Annotated in this window: 16 protein-coding genes; 8 read left to right on the top strand and 8 right to left on the bottom strand. The window is 66.6% G+C overall.

Going from position 1 to position 21,075, the window contains the following annotated elements:
* Positions 1 to 383: hypothetical protein (locus tag IEX43_RS20325; protein WP_229666480.1), on the top strand; the 383-nt coding region annotated here is incomplete at its 5' end.
* Between the two features lie 337 nt (positions 384 to 720).
* On the opposite strand, the gene IEX43_RS14930 is transcribed toward IEX43_RS20325, so the two are convergent.
* From IEX43_RS14930 to IEX43_RS14920, 3 genes are read right to left on the bottom strand one after another with little or no spacing between them, the layout of a single operon-like run.
* Positions 721 to 1,692 (bottom strand): aldo/keto reductase, encoded by a 972-nt coding sequence (locus IEX43_RS14930; RefSeq protein ID WP_188812172.1) that lies wholly within the window; start codon positions 1,690 to 1,692, stop codon positions 721 to 723.
* Positions 1,692 to 3,866 (bottom strand): alpha-xylosidase, encoded by a 2,175-nt coding sequence (gene yicI / locus IEX43_RS14925; RefSeq protein ID WP_188812170.1) that lies wholly within the window; start codon positions 3,864 to 3,866, stop codon positions 1,692 to 1,694. Before yicI ends, IEX43_RS14930 begins: the two co-directional genes overlap by 1 nt.
* A gap of 6 nt (positions 3,867 to 3,872) precedes the next feature.
* Positions 3,873 to 5,933: a beta-galactosidase gene (locus IEX43_RS14920; protein WP_188812168.1), complete on the bottom strand. Its 2,061-nt coding sequence runs from the start codon at positions 5,931 to 5,933 to the stop codon at positions 3,873 to 3,875.
* Positions 5,934 to 5,958: 25 nt separating this feature from the next.
* Here IEX43_RS14920 and IEX43_RS14915 point away from each other — a divergent pair, with 25 nt between their 5' ends.
* Positions 5,959 to 6,984 carry a LacI family DNA-binding transcriptional regulator gene (locus IEX43_RS14915; RefSeq protein WP_174176318.1) on the top strand — a complete coding sequence of 342 codons (1,026 nt, stop codon included), beginning with the start codon at positions 5,959 to 5,961 and terminating at the stop codon, positions 6,982 to 6,984.
* A gap of 26 nt (positions 6,985 to 7,010) precedes the next feature.
* Here IEX43_RS14915 and IEX43_RS14910 read toward each other — a convergent pair whose 3' ends face one another.
* The 3 genes from IEX43_RS14910 to IEX43_RS14900 are packed head-to-tail and all read right to left on the bottom strand — an operon-like array spanning position 7,011 to position 10,756.
* Entirely contained in the window at positions 7,011 to 7,964 is a 954-nt protein-coding gene (locus tag IEX43_RS14910) for a carbohydrate ABC transporter permease (protein ID WP_188812166.1), read from the bottom strand.
* Positions 7,961 to 9,046, bottom strand: coding sequence for an ABC transporter permease (locus tag IEX43_RS14905; RefSeq protein WP_377102599.1), 1,086 nt, complete (start codon positions 9,044 to 9,046; stop codon positions 7,961 to 7,963). The genes IEX43_RS14910 and IEX43_RS14905 overlap by 4 nt, the downstream gene beginning before the upstream one ends.
* A gap of 12 nt (positions 9,047 to 9,058) precedes the next feature.
* Positions 9,059 to 10,756 (bottom strand): extracellular solute-binding protein, encoded by a 1,698-nt coding sequence (locus IEX43_RS14900; protein ID WP_188731182.1) that lies wholly within the window; start codon positions 10,754 to 10,756, stop codon positions 9,059 to 9,061.
* A 194-nt stretch (positions 10,757 to 10,950) separates the two neighbouring features.
* Between IEX43_RS14900 and IEX43_RS14895 the strand changes: the two genes are divergently transcribed.
* A complete protein-coding gene (locus IEX43_RS14895; protein WP_229666479.1) occupies positions 10,951 to 13,860 on the top strand; it encodes a glycoside hydrolase family 3 C-terminal domain-containing protein in 2,910 nt (969 codons plus the stop codon).
* 20 nt (positions 13,861 to 13,880) lie between these two features.
* On the opposite strand, the gene IEX43_RS14890 is transcribed toward IEX43_RS14895, so the two are convergent.
* Together IEX43_RS14890 and IEX43_RS14885 are read right to left on the bottom strand one after the other, a co-directional pair.
* On the bottom strand, positions 13,881 to 14,735 hold the full coding sequence (locus IEX43_RS14890; protein ID WP_188812163.1) for a DMP19 family protein: 855 nt from the start codon (positions 14,733 to 14,735) through the stop codon (positions 13,881 to 13,883).
* A 102-nt stretch (positions 14,736 to 14,837) separates the two neighbouring features.
* Positions 14,838 to 15,953, bottom strand: coding sequence for a LacI family DNA-binding transcriptional regulator (locus IEX43_RS14885; protein WP_188812161.1), 1,116 nt, complete (start codon positions 15,951 to 15,953; stop codon positions 14,838 to 14,840).
* Positions 15,954 to 16,138: 185 nt separating this feature from the next.
* Between IEX43_RS14885 and IEX43_RS14880 the strand changes: the two genes are divergently transcribed.
* From IEX43_RS14880 to IEX43_RS14860, 5 genes are all read left to right on the top strand, one after another.
* Positions 16,139 to 17,005: an ABC transporter substrate-binding protein gene (locus IEX43_RS14880; protein ID WP_188812192.1), complete on the top strand. Its 867-nt coding sequence runs from the start codon at positions 16,139 to 16,141 to the stop codon at positions 17,003 to 17,005.
* 87 nt (positions 17,006 to 17,092) lie between these two features.
* Entirely contained in the window at positions 17,093 to 17,881 is a 789-nt protein-coding gene (locus IEX43_RS14875; RefSeq protein WP_066279665.1) for an amino acid ABC transporter permease, read from the top strand.
* Entirely contained in the window at positions 17,878 to 18,651 is a 774-nt protein-coding gene (locus IEX43_RS14870; RefSeq protein WP_229666478.1) for an amino acid ABC transporter ATP-binding protein, read from the top strand. The genes IEX43_RS14875 and IEX43_RS14870 overlap by 4 nt, the downstream gene beginning before the upstream one ends.
* The gene (locus IEX43_RS14865) at positions 18,651 to 19,694 is read left to right on the top strand and encodes a Gfo/Idh/MocA family protein (RefSeq protein ID WP_188812159.1); all 1,044 of its coding nucleotides are present in this window, start codon (positions 18,651 to 18,653) and stop codon (positions 19,692 to 19,694) included. The genes IEX43_RS14870 and IEX43_RS14865 overlap by 1 nt, the downstream gene beginning before the upstream one ends.
* 61 nt (positions 19,695 to 19,755) lie before the next feature.
* Positions 19,756 to 20,937, top strand: coding sequence for an NAD(P)/FAD-dependent oxidoreductase (locus IEX43_RS14860; protein WP_188812157.1), 1,182 nt, complete (start codon positions 19,756 to 19,758; stop codon positions 20,935 to 20,937).
* Positions 20,938 to 21,075 lie beyond the last annotated feature (138 nt).

Here is a 21,075-nt window from a genome sequence, read left to right as displayed (position 1 = left end):
GGCATGGTCAACATCCTTCCACGAGCACAAGCTCGCTAGGTCAAGGAGTCAACAAAACCGGGGGCAGTCCCAAGTACAACGGGAGAAATCCTCGTGGCATCGCCCGAGTCCTAGCTGCGGTACTGGGTTTTGGCATCGTGTTCCTTGTAATCGGATACGTTATGGGTTTGCGGAACACGACCCCTCAATATGCTTGGATTTTAGGCGCGGCGCTCCTGTGCTTTGTGGCGGCTCTCGTCATCCTGATGCGAAATTTCATGAGCCAGGCACGCGGCAATACCAATTCGCTTCCCCGATCTTCTGGTTGGATCGTTGGCGGACTGATGGCCTTATCAGGAGCACTTTTGGTGTGGGGAACCTTCGTGGATCAGATCGCCGCCTAGGCAGGATGAATCCTGCCCCGACCCAGATCGAAGTCGCCCGTTAGCCGGTCCCCAGCCGGGTCAGTGCGACAGACAGATGATTTCCATTGAGGAGCGTGGCATCCCGGTGCCCGACGATTCCCGTAAGACCCGCCCGCAAAATTGCCCGGTGAAGGTGCCCCAAACGCTACACATCAAATCGCCTCGAAACCCTTGGGAGACAGTCACGTCTCGGGGACCAGGTGAGGACCGCGGCGGCACCACTGCAATCGTCGCGGCATCGTGGAGTTCGTCCCCCGGCCGGTGACTCCCGTAAATATGTCCCGTAGCCCCCAGCCCGATTCCGTGTACTGACTCTCTACCTTAAATCCGCGTTCCCGGCTGCGGCCAGCGGCAGCATGCGTTCCCAGAAGTCCTCCGGGATGCTCCACTGCGCCAGGCGGGCGGTTTCGGCCACCCGCCCGGGCTCCGCCATCCCCACGATGGTTGAGGTGATGCGGGGATTGCGGGTGGAGAACTGCAGGGCCGCGGCGGCGAGCGGCACCGAATACTCGCGGCAGAGCTCCTGCATCTCCCGGACACGGCCCAGCAGTTCCGGGCTGGCCGGCCGGTAACAGTAGTTGGTGGTGGCATCGGGCCCCTTCACCAGCAGGCCGCCGCCAAAAGGCGCGGCATTGATGAAGGCGACGCCCCGCCGTCGTGCGTTCTCGATGAGCGGATCCGCCGTCTGGTCCACCAGCGTGTACCGGTTGTGGCTGATCACCACGTCGAACACATCCAGGGCCAGGTACTTCAGTTCCAGGTCGATGGGTCCGCCGGCCACGCCGAGGTGCCCAATCACCCCTTGGTCCCTCAGATCAACGAGCGCCTCCAACGGCCCGCCCGCCGCAACACCCTCCCCGAAGCTGATCTTCTCCGGATCATGGAGGTGGACCAGCGGCAGCCTGTCCAGCCCCAGCCGCTCAAGGCTCTCCTCCACGCTGCGCCGGACACGGTCGCCGGAGAAGTCCGCCGTCCCCAGGATGGGATCCACCTTCGTGGACAGGACAAAGCCTTCCGGCAGCCCGCCCGCTTCCCGGATGGCCTGCCCGATCCAGCGCTCGCTGCCGCCGTCGTGACCGTATTCGTTGGAGGTGTCCAGGAAGTTGAAGGGCCCGGCCAGGGCGGCGCGGACGGCCGCCACTGCCGTTGCCGTCCGCTCCGCCGCGGTGCCGTTCCGCGGGTGGTTTCCCAGCGAACTCGTGCCAACGCATACATCGGTGACAGGGAGGCCGGTGCGGCCCAGGGTTTTCATGGCTGCGGGTATCCTCGCCTCGGTGACAGATTCCATCAGGCTACGACGGCGGACACGTCGCCGCCGCTGACGGTCACCTCAAAGTCCGTGGTGGAACCGTCCGGCGAGGGCACAGCAATGTGCCGTGTCCCGTCCGCCGCGGCGAACGCCCGGAACTGCATGTCCCGTGCCCAGTCGTAGTCCGGCCGGTCCGACACTGTACCGATGGGCAGCACAGCCCCTTCCCTGACCCAGGTGGCAGCCTGCATCACCGAATACTCCTTGCGGTGCCAGCGCGGGCCCGCCAGCTGCTCCCCTGTTTCCAGGTGCGTCCAGGTGCCCTCGGGCAGGTAGAAGGACACGGTGCCGGACGGGTCCATGACCGGTGCCACCAGGATGTCCGGCCCCAGCATGTACTGCCGGTCCAGGTGCGCGCAGCCCGGGTCCTCGGGGAACTCCATAAAGAGCGGACGCATCAGGGGAATCCCCTCCGCGTACGCCTGCTCCGCCGCCATCTGCAGGTAGGGCATCAGCCGCATCTTCTGCTCCGTGAAGTGCCGGAGCACGTCCACGGATTCCTCATCCACCAGCCACGGCACACGGTAGGAGTTGGACCCGTGGAGCCTCGAGTGCGAGGACAGCAGGCCGAACGCGATCCACCGCTTGAAGATCTCCGGCTCGGGCGTGCCCTCAAAGCCGCCGATGTCGTGGCTCCAGAAGGAGAAGCCCGACGCCGCCAGGGACAGCCCGCCGCGCAGCGATTCAGCCATGGCAGCAAACGTGGACTCGCAGTCCCCGCCCCAGTGCACCGGCATGGTCTGGCCGCCGGCCGTGGCAGAACGGGCAAACACCACGGCTTCGCCTTCGCCCAGTTCCTTGGACAGCAGGTCGAAAACCGTCCTGTTGTACAGCTGCGCGTAGTAGTTGTGCATCCTGTCCGGATCGGAGCCGTCGTGCCACACCACATCGGTGGGGATGCGCTCGCCGAAGTCCGTCTTGAACGAGTCCACGCCCTGGCCCAGCAGGCCGCGGAGCTTGTCTTGGTACCAGAGCACGGCGTCCGGGTTGGTGAAGTCCACCAGCCCCATGCCGGCCTGCCACATGTCCCACTGCCACACCGACCCGTCCGGCCGTTTGACCAGGAAGCCCCGCTCCAGCCCCTCCCGGAACAAGTGCGAGCGCTGGGCGATGTACGGGTTGATCCAGACGCAGACCTTCAGCCCCCGGTCGTGGAGCCGGGCCAGCATGCCTTCCGGGTCCGGGAACGTGGCGGGGTCCCAGACGAAGTCGCTCCAGTGGAAGGACCTCATCCAGTGGCAGTCGAAGTGGAAGACGGACAGGGGCAGCTTCCGCTCCTCCATGCCGTCAATGAACGAGTTCACGGTCTTTTCGTCGTAGTCCGTGGTGAAGGAGGTGGAGAGCCACAGGCCGTAGGACCAGGCCGGGATCCGCGATGGCCGCCCGGTCAGTTCGGTGTACCGGCGGATGATGTCCTTGGGCGAGGGCCCGTGGATGATGAAGTACTGGAGCCTCTGGCCCTCCACGCTGAACTGGGTGCGGGACACCACCTCCGACCCCACCTCGAAGGACACCTTCTCCGGGTGGTTCACGAACACCCCGTAGCCGTCGTTGGTGATGAAGAACGGCACGTTCTTGTAGGCGAGGTCGCTGGAGGTGCCGCCGTCCTCGTTCCAGATGTCTACCGACTGGCCGTTCTTGACGAACGCGCCGAAGCGCTCGCCCAGGCCGTACACATTGGTGCCCACGCCCAGGCTGAGCTGTTCGTGCACAAAGGTCCGCCCGCCGTCGTCCGTGATGACGCCAACGCTGCGCGGCGTGGAGGTGGTCAGCAGCCTGCCGTTCCCCAGGAAATCGACGCCCCAGTCCCCGTCCGTGCTGATCCGTGCCGTGAGCCCGCCGGAGGTAATGCTGGCCGTGTCCGCGTCCCGGCTGAACTGCGGCGCCGGTCCCGTGCGGTTCACGTCAAAGTGCGGGCCGTTGTCCAGCCCGCCCTGGAAGTGCTCGATGGTCACGCCGATGACGTCCGGCAGGGGCGCGTCGAAGGTGACCGTCAGCTGGGGAAGGTTCAGGGCATCGCCGCGGGAGGTGATGCGCTTGGTGGGTGCGTAGACCGTTAGGGTCCGCTCGTCCTCCACCACGTCCGAGACGTCGCGCGGGTGCAGCGCCGAGAAGCCTTTGCGGTACAGCCAGTAGCCGTCGGTAAATTTCATGGGATGTCAGTTTCCGTTCTCAAGAGGGTCTGGGCTGTCTTTGAGGACCAGGGCGCCGTACGGTTCCAGGGCCAGGCGGGGCCCGCAGGCGTCCCCGGTGAGCACGTCCACAGACTGCCCGGTGAGCGTCACGGTGCGTGGTTCCGCGCCGTGGTTCAGCAGGAAGTGGTGGCCGCCGCGGGTGGCGAGTTCGACGTCGTCCGGCAGCGTTCCTGCCACCGGCGAGGAGATGCGGGCTGCCGCCAGGGCCTCCCCCACGATGTGGCCCAGCGCAGGACCGGGGAGGTCGCACCCGGCGTACCAGGCGGTGCCGCTGCCGTGGCTGTTCCGGACTACCGCCGGTTTTCCAGCCAGGGCGCCTGAGGCAAACGTGGCCGCCGCCGAGGCGCCGGGGCCGTCCAGGCGGAGGTCCTCGGACCAGACAGTGGCCTGGATGCCGGCGGGTGCATCTGCGGAGACGCCGTCCGGGGGCGCCGCGAAGTCGAGGCCGATTCCTTCCGCCAGGGGCCGCCATTCCTCGCCGCTGACGCCGAGCATGGGCGCCAGGACAGAGGGGAACCGCCCCTGCCGGAGGTGGCCGTTGCTGTCCGCCACCCCGGTGAAGGGCCCGACGACGGCCGTCCCGCCCCGGTGCACCCAGGACGTCAGCGCCCCGGCGTGGTCCTCGGTGAGGAGGAAGAGGCTGGGGACGAGCACCAGGTCGAACCGGTCCAGCGGCGTTGAGGGATGCACCACCTCCGCGGCAAGGCCGCGCCGCAGCAGCGGCCGGTAGTAGGCCTGCAGCTGGTCCAGGACGCCGAGCCGGTCCGTGGGGCAGTCCGGGGCCTCCGCCGCCCACCAGCTGTTCCAGTCGAAGAGGACAGCGATCCGGGACGGCGCCGGGGTCCCGGCGAGGAGCCGCAGGTCCTGCAACTGGGAGCCGAGCTCCGCGACTTCGCGGAACAACCGGGTGTCCTCCCCTGCCAGCGGCACCACGGCGGAGTGGAAGCGTTCGGCGCCGAAGGCGGACTGGCGGAACTGGAAGAAGCAGATGCCGTCGGAGCCGCGGGCCAGGGCGGAGAACGAATCCACGCGGAGGGCCCCGGGTTCCTTGGCGCTGTTGTGGGGCCGCCAGTTCACCGCGGAGGCTGCCGATTCCATCAGCAGCCAGGGTGTGCCGCCGGCCAGTCCGCGGCACAGGTCGTGGGTGAGGGCGCCCAGTTCCCAGGTCTGCGGTTGCCCGGGATCGGTGTACCAGTTGTTGCCCACCAGGTCCGTTTCCCCCGCGAAGCTGAAGTAGTCCGCGCCGCGGAAGAACCCCATCAGGTTGGTGGTGACCGGTACAGCCGGGGAGTACTGGCGGATGATGTCCCGTTCAGCGGTGAAAAGTCCGAGCAGCGACTCCGAGGTAAAGCGCTTGAAGTCCAGGACCTGCGTGGGGTTGTGGAGGTACGGCGCCGTGCGCGGCGGCAGGATTTCCTCCCAGGTGCTGTAGCCCTGGCTCCAGAAAGTGGTCCCCCAGGCCGAGTTCAGGTGTTCCAGGGAGCCGTAGCGGCGCAGCAGCCAGGTGCGGAACGCGGCGGCCGTTTCGTCGTCGTAACTGATCTGTCCCAGCTCGTTCCCCACGTGCCACATCACCACGGCGGGGTGCTGGCCGTACCGCTCGGCGAGCGCTGCGGTGACCTGCCGTGCGGCGCTGCGGTACACGGCCGACGACGGCGAGAACTGGTTGCGGGAGCCGTACCAGAGCGTCGTCCCGGCGGCGTCCGTGGGCAGCGTGCTGGGGTAGCGGTGCCCCAGCCAGGGCGGCGGCGATGCGGTGGGCGTGGCCAGGCAGACCTTGATGTTTCCCTCGTCGAGGAGGGCAAGGATCCGGTCAAGCCAGCCGAAGTCCCAGGTGCCCTCGGTTGGCTGCAGGCGTGCCCAGCTGAAGACGCCGAGGGTGACCAGGTTGATGCCGGCCTGCTGCATCAGCCGGATGTCCTCCGGCCAGCTTTCCTCCGGCCACTGCTCGGGGTTGTAATCGGCGCCGAAGAGCAGCCCGGCCCGCTCTGTCACGGCGCTCAGGCCGTGGCTTCGAGGATGCATGGAATTCCTTGGTTAAATGATGGATATGAGTAATCGAAAGGCTTCAACGGCGGCGACCATCAGTGACGTGGCCAAAGAGGCAGGGGTTTCCACGAGCACCGTGTCCTACGTGATGAGCGGGAACCGTCCCATATCGAAAGAAACCCGCGAAATCGTCGAAGCGGCCATGCGGCGGCTGAAGTACAGTCCCCGGTCCAGTGCCCGCGCTCTGGCCTCCAGCCGCTCCAACGTCCTGGGGCTGGTGGTGCCCCTCCGCGCGGACGTCAACGTGGGAGTGGTGATGCAGTTCGTCACCGCCGTGGTGACTACGGCCCGGACGTTCAACCAGGACGTCCTGCTCCTGACCCAGGACGACGCCGGCAGCATTGAGCGGGTGACGTCCCAGTCCATGGTGGACGGCCTGGTGATGATGGACATCGAGGCCCGCGATCCGCGCATCCCCGTGCTGGCCAAGCTGGACAAGCCCGCAGTGCTGATCGGCATGCCGGACGATCCGCGTGGCCTCAGCTGCGTTGACTTCGACTTCGCCGGCGCCTCCCGCACCGCGGTCCGCCATCTGGTGGAGCTGGGCCACCGCGGCATCGCCTTCATCGGTTCCCCGCCCGCCTCGCTGCGCCGGCACGCCACCTATGCGGACCGGGCCCTGCGCGGTTTCGAGGAGGCATGCCGGGAACTTGAGGTCACGCATGTCTCGGTGGCCTGCGAGGCGAACTCCAAGGACCTGGCCCGCGCGCTGGACAAGGTCTTCGCCGGTCCGGAGGCCATCACCGCCCTCCTGGTGCACAACGAGGGACTGCTGCCCATCCTGCGCGAGAACCTCGCCGCGCACAGCCTCTCCGTCCCGGAAGACATCTCGGTGGTGGTCATTGCCCCGGCCGATGTGGCCACGTCCGCCTTCCTGCCCTGGACGGCGGTGTCCATCCCCGCCATGGACATCGGCCGCGCCGCCGTGGAGATGGTGATGGACCGGCTGAGCCTGGCCAAGCCCGCCGAGCTGCGGCTCATCGCCCCCACCCTCTCCGAGGGGGCAAGCACCGCGGCGGTCCGCTGACAGCTGCCGCAGGGACACGGGAACGCTCATCCCTTGACCGCGCCGATCATCACACCTTTGGTGAAGTGCTTCTGCACGAAGGGGTAGACGATCAGGATGGGGATCATGGCGAGCACGATCACGGCCATCTGCAGCGCCGGGCCTGCCGCCGCCCCGGTGCCAACATCCACCTGGCCGGGCACAGAAACACCCTGGAGCACGTAGGACCGGAGCACCACCTGCAGCGGGTTCATGGAGCTGTCGTTGATGTAGAGGATGGCGTTGAAGAACGCGTTCCAGTAGCCCACCCCGTAAAACAGGGCGATGACGGCGGTGACGGCCTTGGACATGGGCAGCACGATCTGGGTGAGGGTGCGCCACTCGCTGGCGCCGTCAATCCTGGCGCTGTCCAGGATCCCCCGGTCGATGCCCATGAAGAAGCCGCGCAGGATGATGATGTTGAACACGGAGATGCAGCTGGGCAGGATCAGCGCCCAGTAGGTGTTGATCAGGCCCAGGCCGGACACCAGCAGGTACGCCGGGATGATGCCTGCGCTGAAGAACATGGTGATCAGCAGGGTGAACAGGATAGGCGTGTGGGCGAAGGACCCCGGCCGGGACAGGCCGTAGGCGCAGAGGATGGACACCACCATGCTCAGGGCCGTTCCGGTGGCCGTGACGCCCACGCTGACCAGCACCGCCCTGGTGACCACCCCGCCGCTGAGGATCTGCTGGTAGGCGGCGAAGGAGATTTCCCCGGGGACCAGGACCAGCCCGCCGGCCTGCGTGATGGTTGCCTGGGAGGAGATGCTGGTGAGGACGATCGTGTACAGCGGCCCGAGGACTGCCAGGACGACGACGGCGAGCACCACGATCTTGCCGGCCTTCGCCGCCGCTCCGGGTTCTTCGTCCCAGATAGGGCGTTCCGGTTTGGTGCGCGGCTGCCTGGGTGGTTTAGCGGCACTGTCTGGCGTGTGCGCCTTGTTGGTTAGTGTGCTCATTTGGAATAGACACCGCTCTCACCGAAGATGTGGGCAACTTTGTTGGCGGTCAGGATCAGCGCCAGGCTCACCAGGCCCTTGATCAGGCCTGCGGCGGCAGCGTAGCTCCAGTCGCCGTTCTGCACGCCGGTGTAGTACACGAAGGTGTCCAGGACTTCGGAGGCCTCGGCTCCCACGGCGTCCCGCTGCAGGATCATCTGCTCGAAGCCCACGGTCAGCGAGTCCCCCAGCCTCAGGATGAGCAGCAGAACGATGACGCTGCGGAGCCCGGGAAGGGTGACGTGCCACATGCGCTTCCACCGGCCGGCACCGTCCACCGCCGCTGCTTCATACTGCGCGGGATCGATGGCGCTGAGGGCTGCGAGGAACACGATGATGCCCCAGCCTGCGTCCTTCCAGATGGCCTGGGAGGTGAGCAGGAACAGGAACGTGTCCGGGTTGGTCATGATGTCCACGGCCTGCCAGCCGTTGGCGCGCAGCGACTGGTTCAGCAGCCCCGCCCCGCCGAAGATCTGCTGGAAGACGGAGACCACCAGCACCCAGGAAAAGAAGTGCGGCAGGTACACCACGGCCTGGATGGCTGCCCGGAGCCGCGGGTTGACCAGGGAGTTGAGCAGCATGGCCAGGGCAATGGGGATTGGGAAGAAGAACACCAGCTGGAACGCCGTGATCACCAGCGTGTTCTTGACGGCCAGCCAGAAGTCGGGGTCCGCCAGCACCCGCGCGAAGTTGTCCAGCCCCACCCAGGGGCTGGCCGGAATCCCCACATACGGGGAGTAGTCCTGGAAGGCCACCACGTTGCCCAGCATGGGCAGGTACGCGAAAATCGCCAGCAGGATCACGGCGGGCAGTGCCATGAACACCAAGGAGCGGTCCCGGTTGAACCGCAGTTTGAGGTTGGCCTTCGGCCTCAGGGGGAGGGCCGTGCTGCCGGCAGTTGCCCCGCCGCCACCTGAGCCGCCGCCCTGCCCCGGGGCACCCAACCCGCCAGCCGCCGTCGTACTTCCTGCCGAATGCCCACTGTCCTGCGCCGCGGCGACCTCCTGCCGCGGCGCTGCTGTGCGCTCTGTTCCGGTGCTCATCCTGGCCATCTCCTAGGCCAGGAATCCGGCGTAGAAGTCCCGGAGTTCGTCGCCGCCCTTGCTCTTCCAGGTGGCGAGTTCGGCGTCGAGGTCCTTCATGCTCTTGCGTCCGCGGATGATGTCCTTGGCCAGATCGTCAAACGGCTTGGACAGTGAGCCGAACTTGGCCGGTTCCTGGATCTGCATGCCGAAGAAGGCGTCCTCCACAACGTTGGGTGCCTGGCGTGCCTCCCACTCGGACTGGGACTGCACCAGCCCCGGGTACTGGACCATTGAGTTCACGATCGGGGCGTTCACCAGGAACGCGTAGGTGCTGGTGACCTCCTCGGTGCCCTTGGCCGTGGCCTTCGGGATGCCCTGTGCGTCCCTGGTGAAGTGCACGCCCTCCACGCCGTTGTTGATCAGCACGTTCTCCTCGGTGCCGAAAGGGGCCGCCATGAAGTTGGCCAGCGCCAGCATCTCCTCCACCTTGGCGGGGTCCGTTTTCTTGATGAAGCTGAAGATCGCTGCCGGCTGGGCCCGGAACAGGGTGGGCTTGCCGCCGTCAGGGGCGAAGTAGTCCATGGGCTGCATGTTGAACTTCGGGTTGGAGGGAAGGACGCGGGCCAGGGCCTCGTGCCAGGAGCCCATGCCGTCCGAGGCCATCAGGGAGGCACCGGATTCGAAGCGCTGCTTGGACTGCTGCGCGTTGCCGGCCACGGCGTCCGGGTGGACCGAGCCGTCGGCGAACAGTTTCGCCGTCCACTCAAGCGCAGCCCGATACTCGTCCGTTTCCACCTTGTTCTGCAGCTTGCCGTCCACCTGCTTCCACTTGGGGACAACGCCGTGCATGATCTGCGCGCCGTTCCAGACGTCCTCGGAACCCCAGCGGTTCTTGGATTCGTCCGTGAGTTCCTTGGCCAGCGTGCGGTATTCGTCGGCGGACGTGGGCGGCTTGACTCCGAGTTCCTCGAAGAGGTCCGCGCGGTAGAAGATGGCGTCCGAGATCAGGGCGCCGGGGTAGGGCAGCCCGTAAAGGCCGCCCTCGAAACAGCCCATCTTCCACGCGGCCGTCGGAATGTTCGCCAGGTTGGGGTATTTGTTGACTTTGTCCCCTGCGATGAATTCGGAGAGGTCCTGGAAGACGCCCGCAGCCGCCTGCCCGAAGCGCGGCGGCAGGTTCCATCCCGGAATGACCATCCAGTCCGGCACGTCCTTGGGCGAGGCGAGGACTGTCTGCACCTTGTCCGCGTAGGCGTTGCCATCGTTGACCTGGAAGTTGATGGTGGCGCCGAGCTTTTCGTTGACCGCCTTGTAGTAGCTGTTTTCCGGCAGCGCAGGCGGGACGGCCCACCAGGCGGGCGTCATGGCCGTGTAGGTTCCGCCGCTTCCGGGAGGCGTGGGCACGGACTTGACCAGGGACGAGGGGATGCTGGTGAAGCCCGGCGTGGAGCCGTTCACGGAGGGGATGTCCGGTGTGACCAGTTCGAGGGGCTTGTAGGCGGGCACCAGCTTGGCCACCGTTTCGGCCAGGCTTCCGGAAGTGGCTGCCTGCGGCGCGGCGCCTCCCGAGCAGGCCGTCAGCGCTGCAGGGGCTGCCGCCAGGAACACCGCACCGCTGAGGATGCCGAGGAAGGAACGGCGGTTGACGCCGCCGGAGGCCTCGTTGAGCAGGCGGCTGGCGGATTTATGGGGGCGTCCCCTTGACGGGTCTACCTGGGAACCGAGCATGACAGCACTCCTTTGTGTGTGAGCCAATGAGGAAGATTCAATGATTCATCGAACCGATTCGACTTGGATCAGGGTATGACACCAGCACTGGATCCGGCAAGGGCAAAATGTGTTGCGCCTCACAAGCGGGAGTGCAACACTGGGTGTCGCCAGAATTTGTATAAGCGATTCGATAACCCGCTGATTGGACTGCCGTGCGTCTAGAACCCGCCATCCTTCCCTCCCCTGCCGCTGACGCCGGGACTGGACACGCTGCAGATCTGGCCCACCAGATCCTCCGCACACTGTCCCTTGAGCAGAAGGTGGCCATGCTGCACCAGCACGCCCCGGCTGTTCCGGAGCTGGGGCTGGCGCCTTTCCACACGGGCGCGGAGGCCGCGCACGGTGTTGCCTGGCTCGGACCGGCCACCGTCTTTCCGCAGCCCGTGGGCATGGCCGCCACCTGGGATGTCGGCCTGATCGAACGGCTCGGCGAGGCCACGGGCCTTGAGCTCCGCGGGAAGAAGGCGGAGGATCCGTCCGTGGGCCTGAACGCCTGGGCGCCGGTGGTGAACCCGCTCCGGCACCCCTTGTGGGGGCGCAACGAGGAAGGCTTCTCCGAGGACCCGCACCTCACCGCGCAGCTGGCCGGCGCCTACTGCCGCGGCCTCAAGGGCAGGGACCCGCGCACCTGGCTGACCGTCCCCACCCTCAAGCACTTCCTCGGCTACAACAACGAGCTGGACAGGAACGTCACCTCCAGCACCCTCAGCCCCCGCGTCCTGCACGAATACGAACTTCCGGCGTACCGCTCCCCCATCGAGGACGGGGCGGCGGGGGCGGTGATGCTGTCCTACAACCTGGTGAACGGCCGGCCCGCCCACGTCTCCGACCTGGTGCAGTCCGAGCTGCGGCAGTGGCGCAACGGGGAGTCGGTCACCATTGTGACGGACGCCGGCGCGCCAGGTTCCCTCTTCCGGGCGGAGAAGTATTTCGACGACGGCCCGGCAGCCTACGCGGCCGCCCTCCACGCCGGGGTGGACAGCTTTACGGACGACGGCGACAACCCGGCGCCGTCCATCGCCTACGTCAATGAGGCGCTTGAGAAGGGCCTCATCAGCGAGGCCGACATTGACCGGGCGGTGCTGCGGCTCCTCACGCTCCGTGCCAGGACCGGCGAGTTCACGCCGGAAAACGATCCCTATGCCACGATCGGGACGGACGCCATCGGCGCGGCCGCCCACGTCCGGCTGGCACGGGAAGCAGCCGCAAAGTCCGTGGTGGTGCTGCGCAACGATCCCGGGACCGGGGACGCCTCCGACGCCGGCACCGGCCTGCTCCCGCTGGGCAGCGACCCCGGAACCATCGCCGTCATCGGGACGCTGGGGTCACGGGTGCTGAGCGACTGGTACAGCGGAACCCTGCAGGACGAGGTCAGCATCGCCGACGGAATCACCCGCCGCTACGGCGGAAGTACCGGAGCCGGCGTCGTTGCCGAGGAAGGTGCCGACGTCGTGGCCCTGCGGAGCGTCCGGACCGGCGGGTACCTGGGCGGGGACGGCACTGCCGTCCTGACCGCATGGGCCGCTGCTCCCGGCGAAGCGGAGCGGTTTATCGTCAAAGACTGGGGCAAGGGAGAGCTGACCCTCCAGTCGCAACTGACCGGGAAGTTCGTGACGGACACGGGGGACGGGTACCTGCGCGCCACGGCTGACCGTGTGGGCGGCTGGGTGGTGCAGGAGACGTTCCGGTTGGACCGTGCCACGGACGGCACTGCCGCGCTGCAGCATGTGGGGACCGGGAAATGGCTTCGCGTTGAAGCGGGCACGGCGAGCGCTGCCCTTGTTCCCGGCGCCGGCACGGCCGACCGCTTTGTGCTCCGTACGCTCAAGTCCGGCCACGAGGCTGCCCGGCAGGCCGCGTCCACTGCCCGCACCGCCGTCGTGGTGGTGGGAAACGACCCGCACCTCGGAGGCCGGGAGACGCTGGACCGCACCACCCTGGACCTCCCGCTGGCAGACCAGGAACTGGTCCGCGTGGTGCGTGAGGCCAACCCGCGCACTGTGTTGGTAATTGCGTCCTCCTACCCTTATGCCCTCGGCGCGCTCGCCGATACGCCGGCCATCGTCTGGACGTCCCACGGCGGGCAGGAGCTGGGCAACGGTGTGGCGGATATCCTGAGCGGTGACACGGAGCCGTCCGGGCGGCTGCCGCAGACCTGGTTCCGCCGGGACGGGGACCTTGCGGACATCCTGGACTACGACATCATCACCTCCCGCTCCACCTACCTGTACAGCCGCGCGGAACCCTTGTTCGCACTGGGGCACGGCCTGACGTACGGCGAGGTGCACTACGAATCCGTGGCCCTGCGCGAACTGCCGGGCGAAGGCCCCCAGGGCGCGGACCAGGCAGAACTGGCGGTGGAGCTGCGCAACACGGGTGCGCGCCCGGCGTCGGAACTGGTGCAGGTGTATGCGTCCGCTCCGGACCACCGCTTCGAGTTCCCCCGCCGCCTGTTGGTGGGCCACCAGCGGGTGGAGGTTCCGGCGGGAGGCGCGGCCACGGCAAGGATCCGGGTTCCGCTGCACAGGCTGGCAACCTACAGCGTGGTGGAAGAACGGATGCTGGTGGAGCCGGGAACGTATCAGTTCCTGGTGGGCGCATCCGCGGAGGATCTTCCGCTGGCGGTGCCGCTCACCGTATCTGGCAAAGCCGGTCCTGGGCGCCGCTCCGGGCGGTGGTTCCGGGCAGCGAACTTCGACTCCTGCCACAATCTGGCCCTGGTGCCCGAAACACCCCTGGCCGGCACGGCGATAGCCCCGGCGGACACTACCCGGCCCGGCTGGGCGCTCTACCGCGGCTGGGAGCCGGCCCCTGCCGACGGCAACCAGGTGCTGCTTGATGTAGTTTCCAGCGAACCTGCAGGCCCTGCCGGCCTGGTGCGCATCCAGATACCCGGACCAGCCGACACCTGGAACACCGTGGGGAGCGCCAGGGTTGCCCCGGGCTGCAGCGGAGAACTGCGAATACAGCTTCGTTCCGGCACAGCATTCCGCGAGGGCAGCGGCGCCTTCCGACTGGTGCTGGAAGGCGCCGCTACGGTGAGCCGGATGCAGCTGACGTAGCCCAGGCCGGGTCGGCCGTCCTAGGCGCCGGCCATCTCCACGTCTGCTTCTTCGAACTCCACGGCTGCCACGATTTCCTGTGTTTCGGGGTTGATCATGAAGGCCTCGTCCTCCTCCTCGACCATCAGGAACCCGCCTTGGTCGGTTGAGAAGTGCCAGGCCAGGGCACGTTCGCCGTTGTGGACGTAGTTGGGGTCGCCCATGGTGATTTTGAGGAGTTCATGCCCGGCAATGCTGCAGAGTTCGCGGATGATGATTTCGAAGTCGGGCGCATCCTCAAGGGCCTCGGCGTCCGCCTGTGCCTGGCGCTCCGGCAGATCGGGAATCATTGACGCAAGCCGCTCGATGTACGCGCCGACCTCTTCGTCGTCCAGCACCAGCAGCTCCGCCTGGCTGCGGAGCCAGGCGGCGTTGAGTGCCGTAATGTTCTCCCGTTCCAGCAGCTCCTCGAACTCGCCGTCGAGCTCCTCCATCCGGAGGACGCCGTCGGGAACTTCCTCGGAGTCCTCATCCAGGCCGCCGTCCAGGTAGCGCTCCTCGTCCTCCTCGGACAGATCATCAAATGCCTCCACTGCCCGGTTGAACAGGTCAAGATGGGCAGGGGCGCCCATGCCCGCCATGCCTTCCCGGACCAGGGTGTCCGTTTCGGAGCGGTCGACGGCGGTGAAGACGTACTGCGCGAAGCCGCCCTCCAGTGCCTGGGCGAGATAGAAATCCACGTAGTAGCTGCGGACGGCGACAGGCGACATCTCTTCGGTCCGCAGCAGGGCGCCGTGCATGGCATCCACGATGCCGACGTTGGCCTCCACCACGTCCTCGTCAGTCGAATCGATGCTGCTGCTGGTCAGGACGACGGGCTGCTGGCTGGTGATCATGGCAATCCTCACGGCTGTTGACGGGTGGTTCTCGGAACGTTTTTCACGCTACGCGGACCGGGCATGCTCGCCGTTGAGGGGGAAATGAACGTCCGGCGAAGTTTACGTCGCCGGCAGGTTTTCCTTCCGCCGGCCGTGGTGGCTGCCCTTGCCGCCGGACGGCCCGCCCACCGAGCCGCGCTTGACGAGGGTCGCGGCGAATTCGGGTTTGGCCGTCGGCGCCTTCCTGCCCTGGATCTGCCGGATGAGGGCCTCGGCGGCGGCGACGCCCATCTCGTAGACAGGCTGGGCGATCACCGTCAACGGCGGCCTGGTGAGGCGGGTCCAGGCGAAATCGTCGTACATGAGGAACGAGACATCATCCGGGATAGCGAGGCCGAGGTCCTGGATGGCTTCCACAACACTGAGTCCGATCAGGCCGTCCGAGGCGATGATGGCCGTTGCAGGGTCCGGCTGCTGCAGCAGTTCACGGGTGATCTTCTTGATGGTTTCCGGTCCGTCGGCGTTGAAGCGCACCAGATCGTCGGGTTCCTTGAGGCCCGCTTCCCGGAACGCCCGCATGATTCCGTCCCGCCGGTCCGAGATCTGGGAAGAGCCCAGGGACAGGCCCGTGGCGTAGGAGTCATCCGTTCGAAGCGTGGAGATGAAGGCGATCCGGCTGTGCCCGGCCTCAATCAAATAGCGGGTTGATTCATGGGAAATGCCTTCCATGTCCACGGCCACCGTGTCCACGTCCAGCCCTTTGGCCGTGCGGTCCAGCAGGACCAGTGGCCTTCCGGAATGGTGGACGTCCTGCAGGTGCCGGGTCTCAACGGAGGAAGCGGGGGCGACGATCAGGCCGTCTACCCGCTTGTCCAGCAGCACCCTGACGGCGTCCACTTCCGCCGCCCAGTCTTCATCCGTATTGACCAGGATGACGTTGAAGCCGCTCTTTTTGGCGGTGTCCGTGATTCCCCGGGTGGCCAGCCCGAAATGCGGGTTTTCGATATCGCCCAACACCACGCCGATGGTGTTTGATTTTCCCGTGTTCATGCTGCGGGCAAGCTCGTTGGGCCGATAGTTCAACTCTTCCGCGGCAGCCAGCACCCGCTCCCGCACGTCCTCGCTCACCGCCCCGTAGTTGCCCAGGGCGCGGGCGGCCTGGGCCTTGGACACCTGCGCGGTTTTGGCGACGTCGGCAACAGTGACGTCGCGTCGCCGTGAAGCATCAGTACTCATGTCGGCCTTTCGTAATGGACCCTTGACGCCCTTAGTGGCGTCGATTACATTTCTATCCATCGATGTGAGTCCGGTCTCAATCGTAGGCATTGAGACCGGACTCAGCAATGGTTTCCGGTAAACCCGCCACGGCGGATCTTGATCCTCCATCTCCCCGCTTCCTCACGATTGGAAAACTAGCTGTGATTACTCGAACCACTGTGCGCCCCGCGGCGCTCATTGCCGCGGCTGTTGCCGCGGTCCTGGCACTCTCCGGCTGCGGCGGCTCCTCTTCAGCCTCATCCTCGCCGGCCGAAAACCCCTACGGCCTGATTGAGCCCGGATCCATCCGCGTAGCGAGCCTGGGCGATTCGAAGCCCTACACCTTCACCGACGCCCAGGGTAAGTTCACCGGCTTCGACGTGGAGCTCTTCACGGATGTTGCCGCCCGCGCCGGTGTAGACAATGTGGTCTTCACCGGGCAGGATTTCTCGGGCCTGCTGGCCGCCGTCGCCAACGGCCAGTTCGATGCCGGCGTGGCCGCCATCGGCATCACGGACAAGCGCAAGGAAACGGTGGACTTCTCTGACGGCTACCTGGCCGGATACCTGACGGTCATCACCACCAAGTCCTCCGGCATCAACAACGCCGACGGACTTTCCGGCAAACGCCTTGGCGTGGTGCAGGGAACGCTGCAGGAAGCCTATGCAGTGAAGAATTTCACCTCGGCCGGCCTGGTGCGGTTCCCGGACAACAACACGGCAATCTCCGCCGTCAACAGCGGTTCAGTGGATGCACATTTCCTGGACTACGAAGCTGCGAAGTCCTACCAGGAACAGTTCGGACTGGTCAGCGCCGCGGACATCCCGTCCTTCGACGCGCCGGCCGGGTTCGCCGTCGCCAAAGGCAAGACCGCCCTCAAGGAAGCCCTGAACAAGGGCCTGGCCGAGGCCATGGAGGACGGTACCTGGAAGAAGCTCTACGAGAAGTGGTTCCCGGGTTCCCCGATGCCCGAGCAGTACCTCCCGAAGGCAGAACAGACCGCAACCCCGGCCCCGACAGCAAGCAAGTAGACCACGGGTATGCCCGGGCGGGCCGAACGTTTCCACACCAAGGCCCGCCCGGCTGCCACCGGCACAACTAACACCTGAGAGCATTCAATGGACTGGCTCAACACCATCATCCGCACCTTCTTCGACTTCGGCGCCATGGCCGAAGTCCTGCCCCAGCTACTGGCGGTAGGCCTCCTCAACACCCTCATCATCTCCGTCGCCGCCACCGTCATTGGCGTGGTCCTGGGCATGGTGGTGGCCGTCATGGGCATCTCACCGTCCAGGTGGCTGCGCATTCCGGCCCGCATCTACACGGACCTCTTCCGCGGCCTGCCGGCCATCCTGACCATCCTCCTGATCGGCCAGGGCTTTGCCCGGCTCAGCCAGTCGATCTTTGGCCCCTCGCCGTACCCCCTGGGCATCATCGCCCTCAGCCTGATTGCCAGCGCCTACATTGGCGAAATCTTCCGTGCCGGCATCCAGAGCGTGGACAAGGGCCAGGGCGAGGCATGCCGCGCCCTGGGGATGAGCTACGGCAAATCCATGGCACTGGTGGTCATCCCCCAGGGCATCCGCCGCGTACTGCCGGCGCTGGTAAACCAGTTCATCGCCATCGTCAAGGACTCCTCGCTGGTCTACTTCCTGGGGCTGCTGGTCAGCGAACGCGAACTCTTCCGAGTGGGCCAGGACGCCGCGGTACTCTCCGGGAACCTCTCCCCGTTGGTGATGGCGGGCGTCTTCTACCTCATCATCACCGTGCCGCTCACCCACCTGGTCAACTACTTCGACAGCCGCTTCCGGGCAGGAAAGCGCCGCCCCTCGGCCCCCACCAGCGGCCTCAACGAAGTCAAGGAACTCGACGCGGCCTCGCCGCTCACTACCGGGAGCAACACATGATCACCACCACCAGCGCCAACCCCACCGCTGACATCGACACCTTCCACGGCTCCAGCCTGGAGCTGAAGAACCTGACCATGGCCTACGGGGACATCGAGGTCCTCCGCAACGTCAGCCTTTCCGTGGCACCCGGCACCACCACCTGCATTATCGGCCCGTCCGGGTCCGGCAAGTCCACCCTCCTCCGGGGCGTCAACAGGCTGCATGAACCCAAAAGCGGAGACGTTGTCCTCGCCGGGGACAGTGCACTGAAGGTCAACCCGGACATCCTGCGCAGCCGGATCGGGATGGTGTTCCAGCACTTCAACCTCTTCCCGGACCACACCGCCCTGGAAAACGTGGCCCTCGCACTCTGGAGCGTCAAGAAGATGTCCAAGGCGGAGGCAAGGGAACGCGCACGGCGCCGATTGGCCGAAGTGGGACTCGCCGAACGCGCCGACCACCGCCCGCGGGACCTTTCGGGCGGCCAGCAGCAGCGCGTCGCCATTGCCCGTGCCCTCGCCATGGAACCGGAAGTGATGCTCTTCGACGAGGCCACCAGCGCCCTGGACCCCGAGCTCGTCAAAGGAGTCCTGACCCTCATGGCCTCGCTCGCCAAACGGGGAATGACCATGGTGGTGGTGACGCATGAGATGGGCTTCGCCCGGAAGGTTGCCGACCAGGTGGTCTTCATGGATGAAGGCGAAGTGGTGGAATCGGGCACGCCCGCGGAGATCTTCGACAACCCGCGCAGCGAACGCCTCCAGCGTTTCCTCTCCGAGGTCCTCTGATGGGCTCCGCAGGACAGGGACCTATCCGTACCGCCGTCGTCGGCTTTGGCATCTCGGGACGGGTCTTCCATGCAACCCTTATTGAGGCAGACCCGTCCTTTTCGCTCGATGTTATTGTCACCGCGGACCCGGATCGCGCCGCCGCAGCGGCCGCCCGCTACCCGAAGGCGCGCATCGTGCCCACGGCGGAGGCCATGTTCGCGCTGGCGGCAGACCTGGACCTGGTGGTCTTAGGAACCCCTCCGGCCACGCATTTTGGGATGGCTTCGACGGCGATCGCCCACAAGCTGCATGTGGTGGTGGACAAGCCGTTCGTCACCACCTCGGCCCATGGGGAGGAACTCATGGCCCAGGCGGCCGAGGCCGGCGTGCAGCTGACGGTTTTCCAGAACCGCCGCTGGGACGCTGATTTCCTCACTCTCAGGAAGCTCCTGGATGCAGGCGCGCTGGGCGAGGTCCGGACCTTCGAATCCCGCTTCGAGTGGTGGCGCCCCGAAGGCTTCGGAAACTGGCGCGACTCCGCCACCACAGCCGAAGGCGGCGGGATCCTCCACGACCTTGGCGCCCACCTCATTGACCAGGCGGTCCAGCTGTTCGGACCCGTGGCGCACAGCTACGGCGAAACAGCACACCGGGGACTGGCCCCGGATGCGGCCGACACGGAAGCCTTCGTGTCCCTGCTGCACGATTCGGGGGTGCGCTCCCGACTGTGGATGAATGGTGCCGCCGCAGTGCCCGGGCCCCGGTTCCACGTCCTGGGCTCCCATGCCGGCTACACAAAGTGGGGACTGGACGGCCAGGAGCCCGCGCTCGACGCCGGCCTGCCGCCGTCGGACCCGGCATACGGCGTTGAGTCCCAGGAGTCTTGGGGGCTCCTGGGAGTCGACGGCGCAACGGGCGCCGTTCCCGCCGAGCGGGGCGCGTATCCCCAGTTCTACCGGCTCCTCGCCGGCGCCGTCCTGCACGGCGGACCGGTCCCTGTTGACCCGGCAGACGCCGTCGACGTCCTGAAAGTTATTGAAGAAGTCCATGCCCTCGCCTGACGCACCGCGCCTCGGCACATCTTCACACCACCAATCTTCCACACCAGGAAAGCGAGCCACCATGTCCTCCACGAGCCCCGCCAGGAAAGTCGCCGTCATCGGCGGCGGAATCCTGGGCGTTTCCGCCGCCGTCCATCTGGCAAAGGGAGGCGCCCAGGTAACACTTGCCACGTCCGGCCCGTTGGCGAGCGGAGCCTCCGGCCGCTCGATCGCATGGCTCAACTCCTCCGGCGCCCGCTCCGCCGAGTACCACTACCTGCGGATGCTCGCCATCGACCGCTACCGCACCTGGAGCGCGCACCACCCTGATAGCCGCGACTATCTGAGGTTCGATGGTGCGCTGAAATGGGCCGGCCCGGACGAAACCTTCCGCGACACCTTCGCCTTCGAGCGGTCGGGCGGATACCACTCCGTCTGGGTGGACAGCAGGGACGTGGCCCGGATCGCCCCGGACGTGGACGCCGCTGCGGTGGCCGACGAGGGTGCCATCTATAACCCTGGTGAGGGCTGGGTCAACATGCCCGACTTCATAACGGCATTGGCTTCCGAGGCGGCGGAGAACGGGGCGGTGATCATCGAGAACGCCGGGGATGTCCGGGTGGATGTGCGGGACGGCGCCGCGGCCGGCGTCATCCTCGGCGACGGGACGCGGCTGGAAGCCGACCAGGTGGTGCTGGCAACCGGCGGTGAGGTCCCGGCCCAGCTCGCAGCCCTTGGTGTAACGGTTCCAGATGCCACGCCGGCCGCCTTCGTGGTGTTCACCGAACCGCTCGACACGAGAGTGCAGACCGTGCTGAACACCCCGCGCGTCGCCGTGCGGCCCATGCCTGACGGCAGGCTGGTACTTGATGCGGACTGGGCAGAGCAGTCTGTGATCATCGAAGATGACGGATCCTTCACGGTTCCCGAGGAGTCCGTCCAGGGCCTGCTTGAGGAGGCCTCGAAGGTACTCGCAGGGAATCCCCGGCTGACCGCCCAGCGGGTGGCTGCAGGCCTGAAACCCATTCCCGGCGACGGTGAACCGGTGGTGGGCCCGGTGCCTTCGATACCGGGCCTGCACACGGTTTTCACCCACTCGGGCGCGACGCTGGGGCTGATCCTCGGTGAGCTCCTCGCGGAGGAAATCCTGACCGGAACCCCCTCTCCCGTGCTCGCCGCCTTCCGGCTTGACCGGTTCGATGCCGGCGCCCCCGCCCGCGAGGCCGTAGGGACGGGTGCCTGGGCGCCAGTGCACCAGAGCTAACAGTCCGGGAGGTGGTGCGGGCCGGAGCCCCACCCCCTCCCGGGCCGGCAGCGGCATCCCGGCTGCCGCTGCATCCCTGGTTGTCCGTCTGATCCCACCCTGCCGCCCTCAAAGAGCCGGCGGCGCCCTTCGCCCCGC

Origin of the sequence: Pseudarthrobacter polychromogenes (assembly GCF_014644495.1) — a bacterium.
GTDB classification, from domain to species: domain Bacteria; phylum Actinomycetota; class Actinomycetes; order Actinomycetales; family Micrococcaceae; genus Arthrobacter; species Arthrobacter polychromogenes.
The sequence above is the reverse complement of the archived record's forward strand: the minus strand, read 5'-3'. Positions and strand labels throughout refer to the sequence as shown.